Origin of the sequence: Rubellimicrobium roseum, assembly GCF_006152145.1 — a bacterium.
Classification (GTDB): domain Bacteria; phylum Pseudomonadota; class Alphaproteobacteria; order Rhodobacterales; family Rhodobacteraceae; genus Rubellimicrobium; species Rubellimicrobium roseum.
Map to the genome: position 1 here is coordinate 503,584 of NZ_VDFV01000001.1, position 22,152 is coordinate 525,735.

The 22,152-nt window shown below is 69.0% G+C and carries 14 protein-coding genes; 11 read left to right on the forward strand and 3 right to left on the reverse strand.

Annotated features, from left to right (window positions below; genetic code table 11):
- The first annotated feature begins 528 nt into the window (after positions 1 to 528).
- From glmM to FHG71_RS02295, 4 genes are read left to right on the forward strand one after another with little or no spacing between them, the layout of a single operon-like run.
- Positions 529 to 1,911, forward strand: a complete 1,383-nt coding sequence (gene glmM, locus FHG71_RS02280; RefSeq protein ID WP_218014008.1) for a phosphoglucosamine mutase — start codon at positions 529 to 531, stop codon at positions 1,909 to 1,911.
- Between the two features lie 25 nt (positions 1,912 to 1,936).
- Positions 1,937 to 3,763 carry a glutamine--fructose-6-phosphate transaminase (isomerizing) gene (gene glmS / locus FHG71_RS02285; RefSeq protein WP_139079966.1) on the forward strand — a complete coding sequence of 609 codons (1,827 nt, stop codon included), beginning with the start codon at positions 1,937 to 1,939 and terminating at the stop codon, positions 3,761 to 3,763.
- A gap of 19 nt (positions 3,764 to 3,782) precedes the next feature.
- Positions 3,783 to 4,895, forward strand: coding sequence for a UDP-glucose 4-epimerase GalE (gene galE / locus FHG71_RS02290; RefSeq protein ID WP_139079967.1), 1,113 nt, complete (start codon positions 3,783 to 3,785; stop codon positions 4,893 to 4,895).
- A gap of 15 nt (positions 4,896 to 4,910) precedes the next feature.
- Positions 4,911 to 6,101 (forward strand): glycoside hydrolase family 191 protein, encoded by a 1,191-nt coding sequence (locus FHG71_RS02295; protein WP_139079968.1) that lies wholly within the window; start codon positions 4,911 to 4,913, stop codon positions 6,099 to 6,101.
- Here FHG71_RS02295 and FHG71_RS02300 read toward each other — a convergent pair.
- Positions 6,067 to 7,431, reverse strand: a complete 1,365-nt coding sequence (locus tag FHG71_RS02300; protein WP_139079969.1) for a tetratricopeptide repeat protein — start codon at positions 7,429 to 7,431, stop codon at positions 6,067 to 6,069. The two genes, FHG71_RS02295 and FHG71_RS02300, sit on opposite strands and share 35 nt — an antisense overlap.
- A 4-nt stretch (positions 7,432 to 7,435) precedes the next feature.
- Positions 7,436 to 9,673: a polysaccharide deacetylase family protein gene (locus tag FHG71_RS02305; RefSeq protein WP_139079970.1), complete on the reverse strand. Its 2,238-nt coding sequence runs from the start codon at positions 9,671 to 9,673 to the stop codon at positions 7,436 to 7,438.
- A gap of 218 nt (positions 9,674 to 9,891) precedes the next feature.
- On the opposite strand from FHG71_RS02305, the gene FHG71_RS02310 reads away from it, so the two are divergent.
- From FHG71_RS02310 to pelG, 5 genes are read left to right on the forward strand one after another with little or no spacing between them, the layout of a single operon-like run.
- On the forward strand, positions 9,892 to 11,472 hold the full coding sequence (locus FHG71_RS02310; protein WP_139079971.1) for a polysaccharide biosynthesis/export family protein: 1,581 nt from the start codon (positions 9,892 to 9,894) through the stop codon (positions 11,470 to 11,472).
- A 17-nt stretch (positions 11,473 to 11,489) separates the two neighbouring features.
- Positions 11,490 to 12,473 (forward strand): hypothetical protein, encoded by a 984-nt coding sequence (locus FHG71_RS02315; RefSeq protein ID WP_139079972.1) that lies wholly within the window; start codon positions 11,490 to 11,492, stop codon positions 12,471 to 12,473.
- A 17-nt stretch (positions 12,474 to 12,490) separates the two neighbouring features.
- Entirely contained in the window at positions 12,491 to 13,267 is a 777-nt protein-coding gene (locus FHG71_RS02320; protein WP_218014009.1) for a hypothetical protein, read from the forward strand.
- On the forward strand, positions 13,264 to 14,772 hold the full coding sequence (pelF, locus tag FHG71_RS02325; RefSeq protein ID WP_139079974.1) for a GT4 family glycosyltransferase PelF: 1,509 nt from the start codon (positions 13,264 to 13,266) through the stop codon (positions 14,770 to 14,772). The genes FHG71_RS02320 and pelF overlap by 4 nt, the downstream gene beginning before the upstream one ends.
- Positions 14,769 to 16,202, forward strand: coding sequence for an exopolysaccharide Pel transporter PelG (gene pelG / locus FHG71_RS02330; RefSeq protein WP_139079975.1), 1,434 nt, complete (start codon positions 14,769 to 14,771; stop codon positions 16,200 to 16,202). The genes pelF and pelG overlap by 4 nt, the downstream gene beginning before the upstream one ends.
- Positions 16,203 to 16,256: 54 nt before the next feature.
- On the opposite strand, the gene FHG71_RS02335 is transcribed toward pelG, so the two are convergent.
- Positions 16,257 to 17,093 (reverse strand): helix-turn-helix transcriptional regulator, encoded by an 837-nt coding sequence (locus FHG71_RS02335; RefSeq protein WP_246045304.1) that lies wholly within the window; start codon positions 17,091 to 17,093, stop codon positions 16,257 to 16,259.
- Positions 17,094 to 18,938: 1,845 nt separating this feature from the next.
- Here FHG71_RS02335 and FHG71_RS23345 point away from each other — a divergent pair.
- Positions 18,939 to 19,316: a hypothetical protein gene (locus FHG71_RS23345; protein ID WP_176559243.1), complete on the forward strand. Its 378-nt coding sequence runs from the start codon at positions 18,939 to 18,941 to the stop codon at positions 19,314 to 19,316.
- On the forward strand, positions 19,282 to 20,844 hold the full coding sequence (locus tag FHG71_RS02340) for an MJ1477/TM1410 family putative glycoside hydrolase (RefSeq protein ID WP_139079976.1): 1,563 nt from the start codon (positions 19,282 to 19,284) through the stop codon (positions 20,842 to 20,844). Before FHG71_RS23345 ends, FHG71_RS02340 begins: the two co-directional genes overlap by 35 nt.
- Positions 20,845 to 22,152 lie beyond the last annotated feature (1,308 nt).

A 22,152-nucleotide genomic window follows, 5' to 3' on the forward strand; every position in this document is an offset into this window, starting at 1 on the left:
CGGCAACGGACCTTGAGGGAGGCTGAACGAAAGAACCGAACAGCGGGGCGCCCCCACTCTTCCGGACGAGGCATCTGAGCGGCAGTCCCGGCCTTTCGGAGCGTAGCCGACCGTCAGGGCTGACCTATCGGACAGCCCGACGGCACCGGCGCGGCCCCGGACGGACCGACGGCGACGCGGGTCCCCTGCCCTGCGCGGCCACGGTCCGGGCGTATTGCGGTGATCAAAGACAGGGCCGTTCCCCCGGACTCTTTGGGTCAGCCATTCGCAAGGATCGTTGCCGTTCTCGCATGCCGTGGCCGACTGTGGCCCTGGGGGCAAAGCCGTGGGGGCGAATCCTTCCGATATTCCGACAGCCGGCGAAGGACCGGCGACAGGCGCGGCGAACCGTCGTGCGTCGGCTCCGGGTGGGTTTCTTCATCCATCGTTCACCGCTCCGGGGCGTTCCGGCGCCGTCCTGCTGGTGGTCCGCGCCGTTGAAAGGGCGCCGGCCGCTCCTGTTCAATGGTTAAGGCGAGGGTATCGGTCATGATGAGGATCTTCGGAACCGATGGAGTCAGGGGACGCGCCAATTCCTGGCCGATGACTGCGGAACTGGCGCTCCGGCTCGGTCAGATCGCGGGGCTTCACTTCACGCGATCCGACCGCCGCCACACCGTCGTCATCGGCAAGGATACCCGCATCTCGGGCTACATGATCGAGAACGCCCTCGTGGCGGGCTTCACCGCCGCCGGCATGGACGTGGTCCTGACCGGGCCTCTGCCGACGCCTGCCATCGGGATGCTGACCCGATCCATGCGCGCCGATGCCGGCGTGATGATCTCGGCTTCCCACAACGTCTACTCGGACAATGGCATCAAGCTCTTCGGCCCGGACGGATACAAGCTCTCGGACGAGGACGAGGCCGCCATCGAGGCCGGGCTCCAGTTGAGCCCGGCCATGGCCGAACCGTCGCGGATCGGGCGCGCCCAGCGGATCGACGGCGCTGGCGACCGGTACATCGAGTTCGCCAAGCGGACGATCCCGCGCGACCTGCGGCTTGACGGGCTGAAGGTCGTGATCGATGCGGCCAACGGCGCGGCCTACCGCGTCGCGCCCCGGCTGATCTGGGAACTGGGCGCCGAGGTCATCGAGGTCGGCACCGCCCCCGACGGCCTTAACATCAACGAGGCCTGCGGCTCGACCGCGCCCGAGGCCGCCTGCGAGGCGGTGCGAATGCACGGGGCGGACCTAGGCATCGCCCTGGACGGCGACGCGGACCGGGTACACCTGATCGACGAGACCGGGCGCGTCATCGACGGCGACCAGCTCATGGCGGCGATCGCGGAGGAGGCCCTGGCGCGCGGAGCGCTGGCCGGCCGCACGGTCGTCGCAACGGTGATGTCCAACATTGGCCTCGAACGCCATCTGGCGGGCCTCGGGATCAGCCTCCATCGCACGAAGGTCGGCGACCGCTACGTCGTCGAGGAGATGCGCCGGCTGGGCGCGAATGTCGGCGGCGAGCAGTCCGGCCACATCATCCTGTCGGACCACACCACGACCGGCGACGGGCTGATCGCGGCCCTGCAGGCGCTGGCCGCCATGCGGAGGTCCGGCCAGACCGCCTCGAAGTCGCTGGCCCGTTTCAAGCCCCTGCCGCAGGTGCTGCGCAACGTCCGGGTGGCTGACGGGGCTCGCCCGCTCGACCAGGAACGCGTGCGTCGCGCGATCGATGCCGCGAAATCCGAGCTTGGCGCATCCGGCCGGATCCTTGTGCGCCCATCCGGGACCGAACCGGTCATCCGGATCATGGCCGAGGGCGAGGACGCGGACCTGCTGGCGCGGATGGCCGACGAGATCGGGGCGGCGCTGGTCGGCGTGCCGGCGATCCTCAGGGGGGTCGCCGACCCGGCCGTGCGGCTCTCGGCGTAGCCGACCCGGAGAGGAGACAAGGACCATGTGCGGAATCATCGGCGTCCTCGCGAACGAGCGACCGGCCGCTCCGATCCTCGTGGATGCGCTGCGGCGGCTCGAATACCGCGGCTACGACAGCGCCGGCGTGGCGGCGGTCGACGCAGGGCGGCTCGACCGGCGGCGCGCGCTGGGCAAGCTCGCGGCCCTGGCCGACCTCCTGGGCCAGAGTCCTCTCCCTGGCAGCAGCGGGATCGGCCACACCCGCTGGGCCACCCATGGCCGGCCAAGCGAGGCCAATGCGCACCCGCACCGTTCGGGGCCGGTCTGCGTGGTCCACAACGGAATCATTGAGAACTACCGGGAGCTGAAGTCGGAGTTGGCGCGGGAGGGCGCGAGCTTCGAGTCCGACACCGACACGGAGGTGGTCGCGACCCTTTGCGCCTCCATGCTCCGGCGCGGCCTGGAGCCCGAGGACGCCGCTGCCGCCACGATCGCGCGCCTGCGGGGCGCCTATGCACTCTGCTTCCTGTTCGAGGGGGCGCCCGACCTGCTGATCTGCGCTCGCCGCGGCTCGCCGCTCGTGATCGGGTTCGGCGAAGGCGAGACCTACGTGGGCTCGGACGCCATCGCCCTGGGGCCCCTGACCGACCGGATCTGCTACCTCGAAGAAGGAGACTGGGCGGTGGTCACGCGCCAGGGCGTGCGCATCCACGCGGCCGATGGCGCACGGGCCGAGCGGCCGGTGCAGAGGATCGCGCCGGACAGCATCGTCGCCGACAAGGGCCAGCACCAGCATTTCATGGCCAAGGAGATCCACGAGCAGCCGATGGTGGTGGCGCGTGCCTTCGGGGCCTGGACATCGAACGACCGCAGCCGGATCGCGTCGCCTGCCGAGACGATCGACTGGCGGTCCGTCCCGCGGCTGACCATCGTCGCCTGCGGAACGGCGCATCTGGCTGGCCACGTCGCCAAGATCTGGCTGGAGAGGATCGCCCGCCTGCCGGTGGAGATCGAGATCGCCTCGGAGTTCCGCTACCGCGAGCCGCCGCTCCCGACGGGCGGCGTGACGCTGGTGATCAGCCAGTCCGGGGAGACGGCCGACACGCTGGGCGCGCTGCGTTATGCCAGGGCGGCAGGACAGACGACGCTCGGGCTCGTGAACGTCACCACCTCGACCATCGCGCGCGAGGCCGACCTGGCGCTGGCGACACATGCCGGGCCCGAGATCGGCGTGGCCTCGACCAAGGCCTTCACCGCGCAACTGATGGGTCTGGCCGCCTTCTCGGTCATGGTCGCGCGGGAGCGCGGCGCGATCGACGCGGACGGGGAACGGGACGCGATCGAGACGCTCTCGCGCGTGCCGCGGCTCATGGCCGAGACGATCGCGCAGGAGGATCGCTTTGCGGCCCTGGCCCGCGAGATCGCGACGGCGACCAGCGCCCTCTTCCTCGGACGCGGCCTGATGTACCCGATCGCGCTCGAAGGCGCGCTGAAGCTCAAGGAGATCACCTACATCCACGCCGAGGGCTACGCGGCCGGCGAGATCAAGCACGGGCCGATCGCGCTCGTGGACGAGGCAACGCCGGTGATCGCGCTGCTGCCCTCGGGCGACCTGCTGGAGAAGTCGCTGTCGAACATCCGCGAGGTGGCGGCGCGCAAGGGCCGGGTGGCCGTCATCGGCGACGCGGAGGCCCGTGCGGAGCTGGGCGACGAAGCCTGGCGCTCGGTGGCGATGCCCCGCTGCGATCCGCTGATCCAGCCCTTTGCCTACGCCGTGGCCATCCAGCTCCTGGCCTATCACGCGGCCGTCGCACGCGGGACCGACGTCGACCAGCCGCGCAACCTCGCCAAATCGGTCACCGTCGAGTGACAAGCCAGGGAAGGGAACCATGGGACACGTGGATCGAAAAGTCGGGCCGCGCCGCCGCTGCATCCTGGCTACCGGGGGCGCCGGCTACATCGGCTCGCACGTTGCCGTCGAGCTTCTGTCGGCCGGATACAGGGTGGTCATCCTCGACAACTTCGAGAACTCCGACCGGCGCGTCCTGTCGCGGATATCCCGGATCGCGCCGGGCGGCGATGTCGCGCTGGTCGAGGGCGACGTTCGCGACCCGGCGACCGTCGAGGATGTCCTGAGGTCCCATGACGTCGACGCCGTGATCCATCTGGCCGGCAAGAAGGCGGTCGGGGAGTCGGTCGCCGACCCGCTGCTCTATTTCCACGACAACCTGCTGGGCGCGGTCGCGTTGATGCAGGGGATGCGGGCGGCCAAGGTCCCGCATCTGGTGTTCTCTTCTTCGGCGACGGTCTATGGGCTTCCCAAGGTGCTGCCCATCGACGAATCCGCGCCCACCGGCGTCACGAATCCCTATGGCCGCACGAAGCTCATGATCGAGCAGATGATCGACGACGTCGCGGCGTCCTGGCGTGGCTTCCGGGCGATCTCGCTGCGCTACTTCAATCCGGTCGGCGCGCACCGCAGCGCCCTGATCGGCGAGAACCCGCGGGGGGTCCCGAACAATCTGTTCCCCTATGTGGCCCAGACCGCGGCGGGCCTGCGGGAGCGGGTCCGCGTGTTCGGCGGCGACTATGAGACGCGGGACGGGACCGGGGTGCGCGACTTCATCCACGTCGTCGACCTGGCCCGGGGGCATGTCCGCGCCGTCGACCTGCTCCTGCGGAGCAGCGGAGGCTGGCCACTGTCCCATCGGCGGATCAATCTGGGGACGGGACGCGGCTACACGGTCCTGGAGGTCATCGATGCCTTTGCCCAGGCCTGCGGCGGGCCGATCGCCTACGAGATCGTCGATCGCCGGCCGGGCGACGTGGCCGTCTCGCTGGCCGACCCGAGCCTCGCGGCCGAACTCCTGGGCTGGCGCGCCGAGCACGATTTGCAAGCCATGTGCCGGGATCACTGGGCGTTCCAGCTGCAGAGCGCACCGCCCGCGCCGCGCCCGGTTGACGCGCGGGCTCCGGCGGCGAAGGAAGCGAGCGCGAGCTAGACCGGCGACCTTTCCGTGGATCGCCACGCCGATACCGCCTATGGTCGGCTCCGGACGTGCCACATCGCCTGCGAAAGCGAGCCCATCGCCATGCGCGCCCTGACGTGGATCTGCCTCTTCTGCGCGAGCACCACGGCCCTGGCCGACGATGCCGTCGTCCCGGCCAGCGGGGTCGTGCCCGCACCCGCAGGAGATGCGGCAACGGGGTCTCCACCTCATCCGACCGAACGCGCCTGCCGGGCCAGCGCAGACCGGTCCCGAGCCCTTCGCCTCCGCCGCGCCCTGGAGGCCGGGTTCGGGGTGCAGTACTGGGGCGAGCGCTACACCGCCCAGGGCCTGGCCGACCAGCCGCACGGGCTTCTCATCATGGAAGGGACGAAGGTCGGCGCGCCCTACAGCGACACGGGACGCGAGGTGTTCTTCACGCCGGAGGAGATCGCGATGATCACGCATGACGGCGAGCGCCCGGCCCTTGGCTACCTGAACGTCGGGGAGATCGAGGATCATCGGGACTACTGGGTCGAGATGTCGACCCGGCGCGACCAGGCCGAGGCGTTCGTGCCGCCGGAATGGCTGGGCCCGCGAACCGCGCACGGCGACCACCTGTCCGCCTACTGGACGCCGGCCTGGCGCCACGTGATGCTGGCCCGGGTGGACCGACTCATGGCCTTGGGCGTCGACGGGCTGTTTCTGGACGACGTCCTGCACTATTACACTCATGCGACCGACAAAGGCCTGTCCTGGCCCGAGCCCGGCCGGCCCGAGGGGCCGCAGGACGCGCCGGGTCTGGCGCTGGCCATGATGGAACTCGTCCTTGCAATCGCCGAGCGCGTCCGGACCTGGGACTGCAACGCCCTCGTCATCGTCAACAACGGGGTCTTCATCGGACGCGACGCCGGCGAGCCCCCGGGCCACGACGGGAGCCGGCCGGCGTTCGCCGCCTATCTCGACGCCATCGACGGCCTTCTCGTGGAGAACGCGCTGTCGTCGGCCGACCACCCCGACACCCGCGCGGCGCTGAAGGAAGATTTCCTCGACAGCGGCCTGCCCATCCTGACCGTTGACGCGGTGGCCCTGACCGGAGGGCACGACACCGCGGCCCAGCAGCAGCGCGTGGCGGAGGAGGCCCGGAGGTCGGGCTTCGTCCCTTATGTCGTCGAGGACACCGGCTTCAACCGCCTGTGGGCGCCGACGACTCGGCCCTAGCGTCGGTCGCGACCGGGGACCGGACGTCGCGGCTCAGAAGCTCGCGCAGCCCCGCATCCCGCGGTGCGCCCGCCAGCAGGCTGCGGAAGAACGGGGTGCCCCGAAGATCGCTTGCGACCGACATCCAGATCGCCCGGTCCCAGTCGGTCAGCGGCCCTTCGGCGGCGGCCAGCAGGTAGTCATAGGTCGCGGTCGGCTGGCGGAGCCACCCGTACCAGGCCGCCCCGACGAGCGGCGCGCCCTCAAAGGTCTGGCTCGTCATCGCGCCTTGATACGGCAGGAGAGCCCGCGCGCCCTGGTAGCGGAGGAACTGGAGGAAGACGGTCGCCGGCGGCGGAGCGTCCGCAGCGATTCCGTCAGGGGATCTTCGATGGCTGGCACGGGCGAGCGCCTCTCGCAGTCCCGTCAGGTCCCCCGTCCGTTCGGCCACGCGGACCAAGGCCTGCCAGTCCTGCCCGTCGAGCCCGGCGTCGCCGGCCAGCCAGAGCGCCTGCAGGCGGCGGCCGATGCCGCCATGGCCGGTGTCGATGAAGGCCGTCACCGGGACGGGGCCGATCTCGGGGTCGGTGCCCACCGCAACCGTGGCCAGACGTACGGCCTGATCCAAGGCTCCGCGGCCCACGAGAGTCCTCAGGCTGGCATCAAGCCCCTCCTTCCGATGCGGCTCCATGCGGAACCAGCCGAGCGCCAGTTCCAGAGCCTCGTCCGGCCGGCCAGCGTCGATGCCCAGCTCAAGGAGTCGGCGCCGCGCCGCGAGCGCGCCTTCGCCGCCAGTCTCGGAGATCGCCATGTGCAGGTCGCGATAGGCGTCGGTTTCGCCGCGGGCGAGAAGGAGAGCGGCCAGGCGCTCGCGCTCGAAGTCGGTCAGCCGCTCCGGCGCCGTCGCCACCAAGAGGCGGGTCTCTTCGGCTTCGTCGCCGAGCAGGCGATACCAGTAGCCGAGCGCCTGCCGCCGGTCGGCCTGGGGCTCCATGTCCTGCGCGCGCGCCTTGAAGGCCGCAGCCGCCGCGAGGTCGCCCGAGAGCGCGGCCACATCGGCCAGCTCGTCGAACAGCCGCGCGGTTGGGCTGCCGGTCGCGATGATCTCCTCGTAGGCGGCCCTGGCAGCGTCGAGGTCCCCGGCCGCCGTCGCGAGCCGGGCCTGCAGGAGGCGAAGGTTCTCGGTGAGATCGACGCGGCCATCGCGCGCCTCAAGCCGTGCCAAAGCCTCGGCCGGCTCCATGCCGGAGAGTTCGGCCTCGAACTCGACCGCCGGATCGGGCCGAAGCACCAGGATGGCGTAGACGGCTACGGCGCAGATGGCGAAAAGGGCGAAGGCGTAGCGCTGCATGGCCTCACTGTCCCGGTGAGCAGGGGGTGGCGATGGAAACCTCGGCCGCGACCCCTGGTGGCAAGGGAAGCGGCACGGCAATGAGGCCGTTCGCGTCGGCGGTGACCTGCTCCCAGTGCCGGCGAGTGCGGCCGTCGCGGTCGTAGAGGGTCACCTCGTAGATCCGCCCCGGCTTCCCGAGCCACTCCGTATCGACCGGCCCGTAGCCCAGCAGCGTGGCCTGAAGGGAGCAGGCGTCATGGTTCGCCGCGAGCACCTCGGCGCGGGCCTGCACCAGCGCCGGCGCCGGATCGGTCGCGATCATGCCGGTCGGCGCGTCCACCTCGGCCAAGACGATCTGCGGGTCCGGGTCGGCCGGGTCCAGCGCCACGTAGAGCGACGTCCCGTGGCGGCGCGCCCCGATCGGGCCATCGCTGGCGTCCAGGTCGAGGGCGAGCCCGGCAGCCTGGTCGAAGCGGACCGTCTGCAGACCGCCCCGATCCTCGATCCGCCAGGCGAGCGCGCCCTCGGCGACGGCGCGCATTCGTTGGAAACCGGCAACGGTCTCCGCGTAGCGGGTGGCCGACACGGGGGCGACCTCGGCGGCGCGTGCGCGCTCCAGATGTCGCAGCACGCTTTGTTGTCCGGCGAAGTCGACGACCGAGCGGGCGCTGAAGGCCAGATGAAAGGGCTTGAGACGTCGCGGCGTCTCGGTGCGGTCCAGGGTCTGCGCCAGAGCCTGGAAGCCGCTCAGGTTGCCGGTCCAGAAGTCGGTGTAGGGCTCATCGTTGCTGAGGGCGTTGTAGATCTGCAGGCCGCCCGGGGTCTCCAGGCCCAAAGGCCAGAGATTTGCAAGCGAGGGCCTTGTGTCGGGGGCGAGCCCGCCGCCACCGCCGATGTTCCAGGCGCCGGCGGCCTGCACGGCGGCTATGGCGTCCGGGAAGGGGGTGGCGTTGCCGGTCCACAGGAACATCCGCGGCCAACGGTCGTCCGGCGCCAGCGCGGCGATGCGCGCGATGGCGCCATTGGTCTCGGCCGCAAGGTCAAAGGGCAGGCCGGCGTATTTGCGCGGCGCGCCCGGCGCGATGTCGAGCGCCGAGGTCGTCGGGTCCGCGAAGGCGGAGCCGAGGTTCCGGAAGGCCGTGGAGAGAATCGCGCGATCCTCGCGCGGGACCGCGCCGGAGGCGAGCGCCTCCCGCTCGGCATCCGGGCTGTAGCTCGCGAAGAAGGTCCAGTCCTGGATCATGCTGAGCCCGCTCGTGGCCACCTGCACCTGCGGCAGCCCCAGTATCCGCTCGGCGACGGGGCGCGCCCGGTCGGCCGCGGGCCCGGCGATGGCCGGGTCGAGGTCCCCCGCAAGCGGCGCCACGGTGAACGGGAGATCGGGATAGGCCGAGATGACCTCGGTCTCCAAGACCTCGGAGGCGAGGGGGGGACGCTCGCCGAACTGGCGCGCCGGCAGCGGCATGAGCCAGCCCTCGGGCTGGACGGTGGCGAAGAACATGCGCCGCCCGCTGAGGGTGGTCGTATCGGGGATGGGCCAGGGCGGCCGGTCGAGCACGCGTTCCAGAAGCTCTGGAAGGTCGAGCGTCCAGAGCGGGCCCCCGCGCGGGTCGTCCCGGACGAGGGCGCTGTCCTCCACATATGCGGCGCGCGGCCCCAGGATGAGCAGGTCGATCGCGGTGCCGCCGCTCCGCAGCCTGAGATGGCTCTGGCCGGGGTCCAACGCCTCGATCCTGGCGTAGGCTCCCGGATGCGGCTCGAACGCGGTCTCTGCCCCTAGGAGGTCCGGGTCGATCACCTCGACCGAGGAGTGGGCGCCCACGGGGATCTCGCCAGGCGCCCAGGTCAGGCCGAGCCCACCGAGATAGGTCGCCCCGGCCTCGGACGCGGCGGCCGCCTCCGACAGGCCGGTGTGTCCGAAAACGACGGTGGCGGGGCGTGCGCCGCAGGCGTCGGCGAGCCCTGCGCGCCAGGCCGCGAAACCGCCGGGGTCGTCCAGTGGAGCATCGAACCAGGACAGCGTGGCCGCCAACGGAGCCTCCGGCAGGGCCGGTGCCCGCGCCGCGACCTCCGAGACGTCGACATAGACCAGCCGGTAGCCGAGGTGGTTGAGCGTCATCTCCGCGTAGCGATGGATGCGCGTGGCGCGCGGGCCGGGGACGCGCGCGCCATCGTAGAGTGCAAGAACCGTGCGCGGCACCTCGCCTTCGTCGCGGCAGGCCGCGTTCGCTGCGGGCGCGGACAGAATGGCAATTGCCATTATTGCGATTGCACCAATGGCACCATACCCCTTTCGGAGCGATTGGAGCCAAATTCCAAAAGGTGATAGCCCTTTCGGACAGGTGGAGACTAATCCCAATGCGAAGCCCCCCTCGCCAACCACGGTGTTGAGCCGTTTCCGCTTGTATCCTATCCAGAAAGCACTGCGAAGGCGAAAGCGCACGACGATATCCATAAACATCTTGGTGGGATGAAAAGATGTCTTGGCACGGTATCAGGCGTTTTCTCGGGACGACCGCCATTCTGGGTCTGGGCGCGGGTGCGATCGCGATCGAGAACGTGGTTTCGACACAGGGACCCGAGGTCATCACCGCCCCGGTGGCGGCCATGGCCACGCGTCTGCAACCGCTCCGCGATGCGGCCGAGGCTCGGCTGGCCGTTCTGGCCGAAAGCTGGCGGTCGGACGGCGCCGCGTCGGCCGTCGCGACCGTGCCGCCAACCGTTGGACATGTGTCCGACCCGGCCCCGGAGGCATCCCAAGCCGATCGCGCAGACATTGTTCCCGTCGCTCAGCCCGAGCCGGAGCGCCCGATTCTGGCCGGATGCGACTCGCCTGGGGACAACAGCGATGTGGTGGTCCTGGGCGACCGGCTGGCCCTGCGCTTCTTCGAGCACAGCACCCTGGCCTCGGCCCCTTCCATGGACGGGGCGCCGGGGAGCGAGAGCATCGTCTTCGAACGGCTCGACCTTTCGGGCTCGTTCGAGGTCGGGACCTCCGGCGCGGTGTCGCTGCCGGCCATCGGCCATGTCGACGTCATCGGCCGGAGCCTGCCCTGCGTCGAAGCGCTGGTGACTCTGGCCGCGAGCGAGCGCCTGCGGCTGACCGGCAGCGTCAGCGCCGCCTTCGCCGCGCGACCTCCGGTGCTGGTGCGTGGTCTGGTGCGCGCGCCCGGGGAGCACGCCTACTCGCCGGGCCTGACGGTCGAGCGCGTGCTGGCGCAGGCGGGCGCCATCGAGGCGGATCCGCTCACGCCGTCGCAGCGGGACGACCTGCGCGCCCGTGAGCACGAGCTGGACGCCCTTGCCGCGAGCCTGATCCTCGAGCGGGCCCGGATCGACGCGGCCCTGTCCGGCGAACGGGCACTCGCCGACGACCCGGATGCTTGGGACGCCGTGGAGGAAGCATTGGGCGCCGACCGGGTCCGGATCGAGCGCGGCGTGCTGCTGGCCGAAATCGCCGAGGAGGAAGCCGAGGAACAGCGGGCGTCGGACCGCATCGACAGCTTGGTCGGACGGCTGTCGGCCGCCCAGGCCCACCTAGCCGCTGCTCAGACGCATCTTGCCTACCTGAGCGATCGCGAGGCGGAACTGTCCGACCGGATGCAGCGGGGCCTCGCCACAGATGATGCCGTCGACGCAGCGACGATGCAAAGGATGGACATGGAGCAGACCGTGCTCGAACGTCGCGATGCGCTTCTGCAACTGGAAGGAGAGCTACGCTTGGCCCGCCACGAGGCGGCGCTGCGCGAGGCCGAGCGCCACAACCGGCTGGCGATATTGGCCCTCGAGGCCACGAAAGAGCGCACGCAGGTGGGCGAGCAGCTGCGCGCTGTTCGAGCGCAGCTTGCGATGGAACGCCGCGACGCGCGCGTCTTCGCGGTGACGATCGAGCGCTCGGAGATCGACGGCGTCGCGCGATTCGTGGCCGATCCCGAGACGCGGGTCCGCCCGGGGGATCTCGTGACTGTGACCCCCGCCGACGCGCCGGCCGAGATACCGGCCGCGGACGGGCGCCGCACCCTTCCTCCTGATCCTGTCACCCCCGTGTCGTGGCGTTGAGCGAGGCCCCCAGTTCCATGCCCCAGCTCTCCGAAGCCTTGCCGCCCCCGGCCGGAGGGGCGCCGGTCCTGCGCGACCTCCTGGGGGCCGTCACGCTCCTGCTGGTGGCGCGGGCGGCCGAGCCACTGTTCTTCGGCCAGGGGTTCTATGCGACCCTGGCGATCCACCCGTTCTGGCTCGTGGTGATCCTTGCCTCCGTGCAGGGCGGCTTCTTCGTGGGCGTGGCCACCGCAGCGGCGGCGGCGATGTCGATGGATTGGCCCCCGCGGCCAGTCGGGGTCGACATCGCCGCGCATTATGTCGAGCTCGCTGTCGTGCCTGTGCAATGGCTTCTCGCTGCGATCGTCATCGGCGGCTTCCGTCAAGGTCAAATCCGGGACGAAGCCGCGCTGTCTGCGGAGAACGTCCGGCTCCGGCAGATGAACGAGGATCTGGCTGCCGAGGTGCAGCGGATGGACGCGACGGTGGCCGCCCTGGAACTGCATCTGGCCACGATGGAGGTCGAGGCCGCCGACTCGAACTCCGGTGGAGAGGGCGATCGCGTCCCGGAGCCTGGACTGGCGGCGCTGGCCGCCCTGGCCCGAGCTTGCCCGGACGACTTCGAGGCCGCGTTCGCCGACGCGGTAGTGGCCCTGGGCCTGGGGGGCGCCGCGTTCTGCGTGCGAGGACGTGAGCCGGTCCGGACCGGGTCGGCGTCCAGCCTGACCCCCACTGACCTGGAGCGGCTGGGCCGGTGGGCGGCCGAGGTCCGGCCCAGCGAAGCCGGAGCCTTCGATCAGTGGCAGGTCGCCGTTCGCATCGGGGACGATGCCTTCGTCGCAGCCATGATCCCGGCTCGAAGCGAAGGGCTTGGCGACACGGCGACGGAGGGAACCGCCACGCCGGCCCTGTCTGCGCCGGAAGCCGTCACCCGGCTCGCAGCGCTGGCGGCCGCGATCGGCTTTTCCGGCTTCCGCCCACCGAACCGGCAGGCGCCGGCCCTGATGGCTCTGGTGCCATGATGCGGCGGGGCAGCGGCTTGCGGATTCTGTCGGTAACGTTGGCCGCGGTGGACATCTCTCTCGCATGGTTCTGGATCGTGGACACCCTGTCGACGGCCCAGGTCGTCGCGGCTCATGCCGCCGCTGTCGGGCTGGCCGGTGGGCTCGCCCTGAGGCTGCGCCGGCCCGACCGCACGGATATCGCGGCGGCTCTCCTGATGGCCCTCTTGCTGGGCCCGCTTGGTGGTGTCGCCCTGGTCATCGGCGATCTCGGTCGCGGCGGGGAACCGGCGCCGATCGCCCGGCCGGCCCCCCGGGTCGCGCCACCCTCCCGGGCCGAGCTGGTCCATGCAGAAATCCTGCAGGGCCGCCGTCCACGCGTCGGCGCCTCGGTGCCCAGACCCTTCTCGCAGGTCTTCGCCTCCGGATCCCTGGCCCGGCAGCAGGAAGCCATCGCCGCGATCTCCCTTGGCTATCGACCGCAGATGCTGCCAGCGCTCCGCTTGGCGCTGGCCTCGGAGGTGCCGGCGCTGCGGGTCCAGGCGGCCGCGGTCTTCGCCAAGCTGCGGGGCAGCTTCGGCGAACGCGCCAAGGCGCTGCGCGCGGCGGCGGTCGCGGGCCCCCTGCCCCCGGATCTGGCGGCCGAGGCCGAAGCGGTCGCCGCCTCGGGCTTCGTCGACCCGGACACCGCGGCCGAACTTCGGGCCCAGGCCGCACGCGTCTCCGGCGCTCCCGCCGACCGGCCGCGCAGGTCGAGGGACGCACTCCTGCGCCCGCCCCGGCTCAAGCGTCATTCCTGCGGGGGTGTCGCATGACGGCGGCGGGCCCGCTCGATGTCTGCATCGTCGTCGAGGGCTGCTATCCCTTCGTGGCGGGCGGAGTCTCGTCCTGGCTCGACTGGCTGATGCGGAGCCAGCCCGACACGACCTTCGGCGTCGTCGCCCTGACGTCCGACGACCGCCCGCGCGGGATGAAGTACACGCTTCCCGAGAACGTCTCGCATTTCCAGGCAGTGGCGCTCGCCCCCCGCCTGAGAAAACCCGGGCTGACGCAGCCTCTGATCGATGCGGAGGAGTTGACCGACCTGCTCCACGGCATAACGCGCGAGGGCCGCCTGGATGCCTTTCTTGCCTTGGCTGCGCTGGCCGACCGCCCTGTGCTGCGCTCGGGCTTGGGCCGCTTCGTCCGACCCGCGCCGCCCAGCGTGTCCGACCTGATCTCCTCCGAAGCGGCTTGGACCGCGATGGTGGCCTGCTACCAGCAGGTTGCACCGCACGCCTCCTTTCCCGACTTCTTCTGGGCCTGGCGGAACCTTGTGGGCGGGATGATCTCGGCGGCGACGGCCCCGGCGCCGCCGGCCCGCGTGTATCATGCGATCTCGACGGGCTATGCCGGGCTCTACGCGGTGCGCGCCGCGCGTCAGCACGGGGCCCGCTCGGCGATCACCGAGCATGGCATCTACACCAACGAGCGGCGCATCGACTTGGTGATGGCGGACTGGATCGCCGACACGATCCGGACGGGCCTCGGAGGTGGCGAGGAGCGCACGGATGTCCGCGACTTCTGGATCGAGACCTTCGAGGCCTATGCCCGCCTCGTCTATGCTGGCGCCGACCGCGTGACGACGCTCTATGGCGCCAACCAGTCGTTCCAGAGAGCGCTCGGCGCGCGCGAGGAGACGCTGAGCGTGATCCCGAACGGCATCGTTCTGGAGCGCTTCAGCGGCATCCAGGGCGGCCGGTCGTCGCGCCCGACGGCGGCATTGATCGGCCGCGTGGTGCCGATCAAGGACATCGAAGCCTTCATCGCCGCCGCCGCAGTGGTCAGGAAGGCAATCCCGGACGTGCAGTTCCTGCTGATCGGGCCGACGGACGAGGACGAGGACTACTTCGCGCTCTGCCGTCGGCAGATCGACGAGCTCGGGCTGGGCGACACCATCGTCTTCACCGGCAAGGTTAACATCGCGGACTATCTCGGCCGCATCGACGTGCTCGTGCTGACCTCGATCAGCGAGGCGCAGCCCTTGGTGCTGCTGGAGGCCGGCGCGGCCGGGGTGCCCTGCGTCGCCACCGACGTCGGGTCCTGCCGGGAGATCATCGAAGGGGCGCCCGACGAGGCCCCCAATCTCGGGAGCGCCGGCCGCGTGGCCCCCCCCATGGACTCCCAGGCGATCGGACAGGCGATCATCGAGCTGCTGGCCGACGCCGAACTGCGCCGCCGCTGCGGCGAGACCCTGCGCCAGCGGGTCCAGACCTACTTCACATCCGAACTGTCGGCCGCGCGCTACGGCGCCCTCTATGCCGAGCTGATGACCGCATGAGCAGCAACCGCACCGACCTCGGCGACGCGACGGGCGGTCTGTGGGCCGCCAAGGCGCTACGCTGGTGGATGGGCAGCGGCCTGCTGCGCCCGGCGCGTGGCCTGATGGCCGCCGTCGTCGTTGCTGCCGGCCCGTGGCTAGTGTCCGTGATCGCGCTGGCAGTCGTGTCCGTGACCATGACCCCGGTCCTGGGCTTCGAGGCGGTCGAAGATCTGCGCCTGACGGTGATCTATGCCTTCTGTCTCGCCCCCTTGGCAGCCGGACCGGTGGGGGCAACTGTGTCCCGGATGATCGGGGCCGGGCTGGACTCGGGGGACATCGGGCAGGTTCCCGCGCTGTTCCTGGCCGCCGCCGTCGGCTCGGCGCTCGCGGCCGAGGTCCTGGCGGTCGTCGTGGTAATGCTTCTCGGGATCGGGCCGCTCGAAGTCGCGCTCGCCTTCGTGTTCCTGACTGGAGCGGCCGCGATGCTCTGGACCAGCTTCGCGGCGCTTACGGCGCTCAGAGCCTATCGGCTGCTGATCTGGTCCTTCGCGGGCGGAATGGCCCTGGCGGTTGCCGCCATCATGCTGGCCACGCGCGGCCGGGTCGACACCGAAACCCTGATCTGGTCGTTCACGGCGGGCATTGCGCTCTGCGTGTGTCTGGCGCTGATCCGCCTGCGTCGGGCGGCAGGAGGATCGGACGGAAACCTGGTGCGGGCGCTCGGCGACACGCGGCGGGAAATGCGGCGGCTCTGGCCCCTTGCGCTCGGCGTGCTTTGCGCAATCACCGCCGCCTGGGCGGACAAGTGGGTCTACTGGGTCTCGCCCGGGGCGGCGCGGTCGGCGGCGGGCTTCGCGCATTACAGCCCGTACGACAGCGTCATGTTCCTGGCGCACCTGTCGGCCATTCCCAGCTATGCGGCGCTGCTCGTGTTCCACGATTCGGACCTGCGGGGTAGCGTCGAAACCTTCCGGGCACGGCTCGGTGACCGTTCGACCTATGCTCGGATCCGCGCCTCGGTCGATGCGCTGGGGCAGACAGTCTGGTCGGGGGTGTTCGCCATCGTCTACTTGCAGGCCGCCCTGACGGCCTGCATGGTGCTCATGGCGCCGGCGCTGGCTGCGGCGCTCGACTTCAGCTTCGATCAGATCATCACTCTTCGGGTCGGCCTGATCGCGGTGTTCCTGCACGCCTTCTTCTACCTGAGCTGCGCCGTCCTGCTCCTGTGCAACCGGACGCGGCTCTATCTTCTGATGCAGGCGGCCTTCCTGGCGCTCAATGTGTCAGCCAGCCTCGTGTTCCAGGCCCAGGTCGGCCTGTCGGCCTATGCCTTCTTCATCAGCGCCCTCGTGATGTCCGTCATGGCCTTCGTGGTCGCCCATCGGGCGTTGTCGAAGTTCGACTACCTGACGTTCCTGGGCGAGAACGACTCGTTCTACGCCCGGTGACCCTCCAATTGGCCAGAGCTCCCGGCAGGCCCCCACTGAGGTCCGGCCAATCGCTCAGGGCGCCAACGGCTCCCGCTCCATCGACAACGCCAGAAGCGCGATCTGGGTTCGGTTGCTCACCTTCAGCTTTCGGAGAAGATGGCGCACGTGCAGCTTCACGGTCGACTCGGAGAGGTCGAGCGCCTTGGCAATGGCCTTGTTCGACAAGCCTTGCTCGAGAAGTCGGATCACGTCCACCTGTCGCGCCGTCAGGACCAGGGAACGGCCGTTTATGTGAACCTCGACACAGCGTTCGTCGATGGTGCCATCCGGCTGGGCGTTGGACCTCGGCGCAAGGAGGTCCTCGTCGTCGGGCAAGCGCATCGGCCCATCCGCGGCCCGGCCCGGAGCGAACCGCATCGACGCCTCTCCCCGAGCGGCGCCCGACGTTCCATGACGATCGACGGAGATCGACGCAGATCGCCTGGGCCAAGCCGAGTCCGGGTAGTAGCGCCCGCCGGCCAGGATGAGCTGAATGGCAGCCATAGCGACGTCGGAGGCCAGGTGCGTGGGAATGACGCCACAGACGCCAAGACCGATGGCCATGTCGATCGCATCGGAGTCGACTTCGTCAGCCAGCACCACGATCGGACGCTCGTGAAGCGCAATTCGGCAGGCCTCGATCGTCTGCATGACCTGTGGATGGGAGATCGAGGCTCCCCCGATGACATAGATACATGCGGCGATCTGGCCATCCGGCAGCGAGCCGTTGTCTTTGGCCAGTTCATGCGCCCGAATCTGGGTCAGGCCGAGGCCCGCGCCCTGGGCCTGCTTCGCGAGGATCGCGGCCACGGCGTCCCCTCGGAACTGATGATCGTCGACCACGATCAGCTGCTTCGAGAATTCCAACATCTTTCCACCTCTCATGAACACCACCGCGGTCCTGAGGCCGCAGGCCTCGGGCTCGAAGTGCATTGCAGTTGCCGTCACGTTCGTCCGCCACGGCCAAGTGGAAGGCCGCGGATCAGCCTGTCGCAGGTACGGGCGCCCTGCCCTTGACGGGCTTGCCCTCCAAAGCCGGCGCCATGATCGCCGGTCACCTTGATCGTGCATCCGTAGGCCGACCGACCGGCGCCGGCGCGAGGACGGTCGGGACCGCCGCCGCGCGACCCGCGCCCTGACTGCGACTCGGGCCGCGACGTCCCGAGCCAGGACCGTCTTCGGCCCCTTCGTCCATCAACTGTAGTGAGACGTATGCCGCCTTGACGTGAATCGGGCGGTTTCGCAGGCGCGGCTTCCAGTCATGTCATCCCCTCATGACTAGGACCGAGGCTTGGCGTCCATCTCTCGGTCCCGTTTTCCCCTGAGAAAGAGAGTAGATGACGCTAAGGAACCAAGTAAAGCTTCCTGGCAGATGCTCGCTGTAGCCAGTTATTGTTCACTATAGCGCAACAAAGTGTGTCGTGTCAGGCATATAGGCCTCTCCTGACCTCTTGGAAGGCGAACCACCTCCGGCCAATTTGCGTTCACAAGTCTGTGATACGTTTCTTCGTCACTGAAAGTGCTCAGCTGCGCAGGATTGATTGGCACGGATATGACGACCCGCGACAGGCACCTCACGTAACATATGTGATGGCGGTTTTCTCCAACGTTGTTCTCGTCTTGGCGGATCTCCCACCACCGTCTCAAGTTTCTTGGGCATTACCGCTTCTGTTTCCCGGGTGTTTCGTTCGGTGCGGTGGCCCTACGACAAATGGATCGTTTAGACCCTCCCAACTGCCTTAATGAAGATCCCAAAGGATGATCTGCCCAGACCGAGGCATCTTGCGGCACCGAGCGGCAAGGAGCCCGATGCAAGCAGTCGATCGCTCCGCGCCGGCGATCTGCCGTGGTGCGACCAAGCCGCACCGCATTGAACCTGTGGGCGAGTTCTGAGTCCGACGCCCGTCTACCAACCTGCGGCCAAGGCTTCAGGTGCGGGCGGGTGCCGCTGGCGACGGCGCCCGGACAGCGTCGGGGCAACCCGTGAACGGACCATACTGGAACCCCACACCTCCCAGTTGGCAGGAAGTGTGGGGCGAAGCGGCGCGGAGCCGTGATGTGCAGCTTGCCGGGGGATGTTCGGCTCGCAGTGTGTTTCGCTTTCCTCCAAGGGGCCAGGAGGCTGGGCGCTTCGCAGCAGGACCATGACCTGCGCCGGGCACCCTGAGAAGCTGGTCGGAGGGACATCATCATTCGAGCTGCCTTGTCCTTCAGAGAGCAAGCTGACTACCCGCCCCTGACCTTACTGCGAGAGCGGGTTGGACCGAGCGGACCAAGGATTCATGACACCCTGGCGTCGTCGCCCCCCCCCGATCGAGCGCAACGCCGTCGATCAGCCATGTCGCCCCCCATCCGGGACGGGGTGGATGCCCGATGGCACAGGCGCCGGACCGACCCGGAAGGAGGAGAGCGGCGGCGGCGCCCCTGTCCTTCTGGGCGGTGGCGTCCGTGCCCCGAGTTGTCCAAGTTTGGGGCATGGACGACAGTTGCCCTGGTCTTGGAAAGGACGGGTGTAACCTCGATCGGATCGTCCCTAGTAGCCATGCCGGCAAACCTTTCCTACGGTCCCGTCATCAATGCCGGGACATCCCGCGAGGCCCTGCCATGCACGATCCCCTCTGCCGCACCATCCTGGCCCTCGGGCACCTTCATGGTCAGGACCTTAGCCCGCCTAGGCGAGAGGCTTGGGCTGCCCTTTGGGAGAGCCTGCTCGGGGTGCAGACCGAGCGGGCCGCGCTGCTCGGTGTCGTGCGGGCAGCTCGACGGCTGGTGGACATCCTCGACCGGCATGGCCTGTCTGTCCGCAACGGCGATGAGGACGCCATCGCGACGCTGGCCGAGGCGCTCGAACGGATTCCCGTGGAGCGAGACGACGACAGCCACCGGATGATCGACAGCCTCGCATTGCTGACCCTGCTGGACCGGAGCGGCGATGAAGAGAGGGCCGCTGCCCCGGCCAGGAAGGCGTCTAAGCCCTATCTTCTCCCATCGATCGAGGGATGCGGCGCACTGCCGTGCGATTCGGCCGGCGCCCAAGCTCCCGGCCGTCAGGTAGCCGTTGCGCCTCGCCAGCGACCGGACCGAAGACGATGATCGTACGGCAGAGATTGACGGGAGACGCAGCGTGGTGACGTTCCAGACCTCTACCGGCCCCGTTGCGGTCGACGACTGGGGCTATGTCCTGCAAGGAAGGAACGGCTCCCCCTTACGCTCCGACAGGCTGGCTTCGGCGGTTCATGACCTGCTCGTGATCGACGCCTCGCGCGACGGGACCGATGCGGGCCGTTTCCGCGACGACGAGATCGTGCGGATGAAAGATGGCCTTGGCGGCCGGGCGGTGGTCGCCTCCTACATCTCGATCGGCGAGGCCTCCGACTATCGGGATTATTGGCGCGACGGCTGGACGGACACTGGCACCGCCTCAGGGCGACGAACCGATCAGGCGCCGGAGTGGCTCGGGCCGGTGAACCCCGACTGGCCGGAATCGCGCAAGGTCCGCTACTGGAACGAGCGCTGGCAGGACATCATCTTCAACGACCGTCACACCGGCGAGATCGACGCCATCGTGCGCGCAGGCTTTGATGCCGCCTATCTCGACATCGTCGACGCGTATTACTTCTGGGCGGAAGAAGTGCCTGATCGGGAACGCCGAGCGGGCGATCCGGCCGATGCCCGGCAGGCCGCCCGGCGCATGGTCGACTTCATTGTCGATCTCACCGCCCATGCGCGGGAAACCAATCCCGATTTCTTCGTGATCCCGCAGAACGGGGCCTGGATCCTCGACGATCTCGGCTCCGATGCGACGCGAAGGAAGGCCTATCTCGACGCAATCGGGGGGATCGCCGTCGAGGACGTCTACTTCGGGGGAAACGCCGACGAGAACAACCCGCTCGACCCGGACGAAGCCACGATCGCGGTGCTCAAGCGGGACTTCCTGAGTCATGGCAAGCCGGTCTTCGCCGTTGACTATGTGAACGGCGGCGCCCGCGTCTCCGAGTTCATCCGGCAGGCTCGGGAGGACGGCTTCATCCCCTATGCCGCGCCTCGCCGCGACCTGGACCGTCTGGCCGGCCCCCACGATGGTGGGTCGCCCTATGTGATCCCGACCGATGGCGATGACGTTCTGCGCGGATCCATGCGGGCGGATCGCATCGAGGGGCTGGGCGGGCGGGACAGGATCGACGGACGGGGGGGGCCTGACATTCTTTACGGTGGTACCGGTGCTGATCGCCTTTCGGGCGGGCGTGGCGCCGACACGATCGGCGGCGGGGGAGGCTCGGACCACCTTTCGGGTGGTCCCGGCGCCGACCGCTTTGTGTTCCGCTCGGCCCGGGATTCGGGACCCAGCCACTCGGCCCGAGACACGATCCACGACTTCTCGCCGTCCTCTGGCGACCGCATCGACCTTCGTGGCATCGATGCCGACTCCGGGCGGTCCGGCAACCAGGGCTTCGACTTCGTCGGGACCGATCCGTTCTCCGGTCGGGCGAGCGAACTGAGATGCGTCCGAACCGCAACCGATACTTGGCTGCGGGGCGACACCAATGGCGACGGCCGGCCCGATTTCATCGTTCACTTGGACGATCCCATTTGGATCGGGGCGAACCATATCCTGCTTTAGGTGGCCGTAAAGGCGCTGTCGCATGGTTGGCCGATGCGGTGGCAAAGGAACCCGATCTTTCGGGATGTCGCCGATCTTCGCAGGCGCCTCGCTGACAACTCAGCGGAACTTGATCTGCCCCCGGTCGCCCTTGGCAATGCCCTGCTTGGCACCGCTCTCAAATTGGAGTCGTACCCAGTGGTCGGACCGAGCGACGTGCAGATCGGGTGAGCGGTCGGTGCGCATGGGGGCTGGGCATGAAAGACGACCCGCCCGGTGGATATCCGGACGAGATGATCCCGATAAGACTTTCCCTCGACGGATGGTAGGCTGCCGAAGACTCCCTCGACTCGCGGGCGCGTGTAGTCCCGCAACGTACAGGCGGGGTCGTCGTAGCCATACGCGTGCGCCGTCACGAAGGCATGATCCACCCCGCCCATTCGACGACGAGGCGCAGACCCGTTGAGTAGCACGAGGTTGGGGCCCGCCTTCGGCGCGCAGTGCAGGTCGGCCTCGGCGGTTGTCGGTGTGCGGCAAATGTCGACCGCAATCGTCCTAACAATTGACCCGCAGCAGCGGTCAAGGGCACGCGACCAGAGCATCCTGTCTGTCTCGACCCTGTTGTCGCCGGAGTGAAAGATGCAGCCAGTGGCGTCGTAATCGGTGCAGATTCCTGGAACGCCAGGGTTTCCTGTGGTGCACCCACCTCGTCATGTCCGCCTTACGCCTGTTTTGAAGCCTGCGCTTCCTGCGTCCTGCCCGGCTCGTTCTGGCGCGCGGTCCGTGCAGATCGTGGGCACGGCCAACCATCGCATGATCGCCCTGCGTACCAGCCTGCGCCGAAACGGATTTTGGCGGAGTGCTCGCCTACGTCCGTCCTCCTCATCCTACTCACCGCCGCCGGCACGGTCGAATTCGAGCCGGATCGCGGGATCGAGGTCGGTGTTTCCAGCTACGGCGAGGCACTGTAGTGGACAGGGAATTGGTCGCGACCATGGGCTCAGAGTTCTGGCCACGGATGCGGAAGGTTGGAACCTGTGCCTCCTGCTCGAGTCACAAGGCTTCGCTGTCCTCGGCCATATGCCGGCGAGCTTCACATCCTTTCCGTGGGGCGCCACTCTGAACAGCGAGACCCCGGGACCGGCGGCCCCTGGAGTCCTACCTACAGAAATCACGGTCCTTCGGGATGAGTTGCGCCGCGCAAGCCGAAACATGGCGCGCTCCGGTCAGCCTGGCCACGGGGGCGTGGATTGAACCCCCGCATTTTGCGGGATCTTGAGCCCCACGCCCGACAACTGGGCCGACCCAACGAAAGGCGCCCCGTTCGTC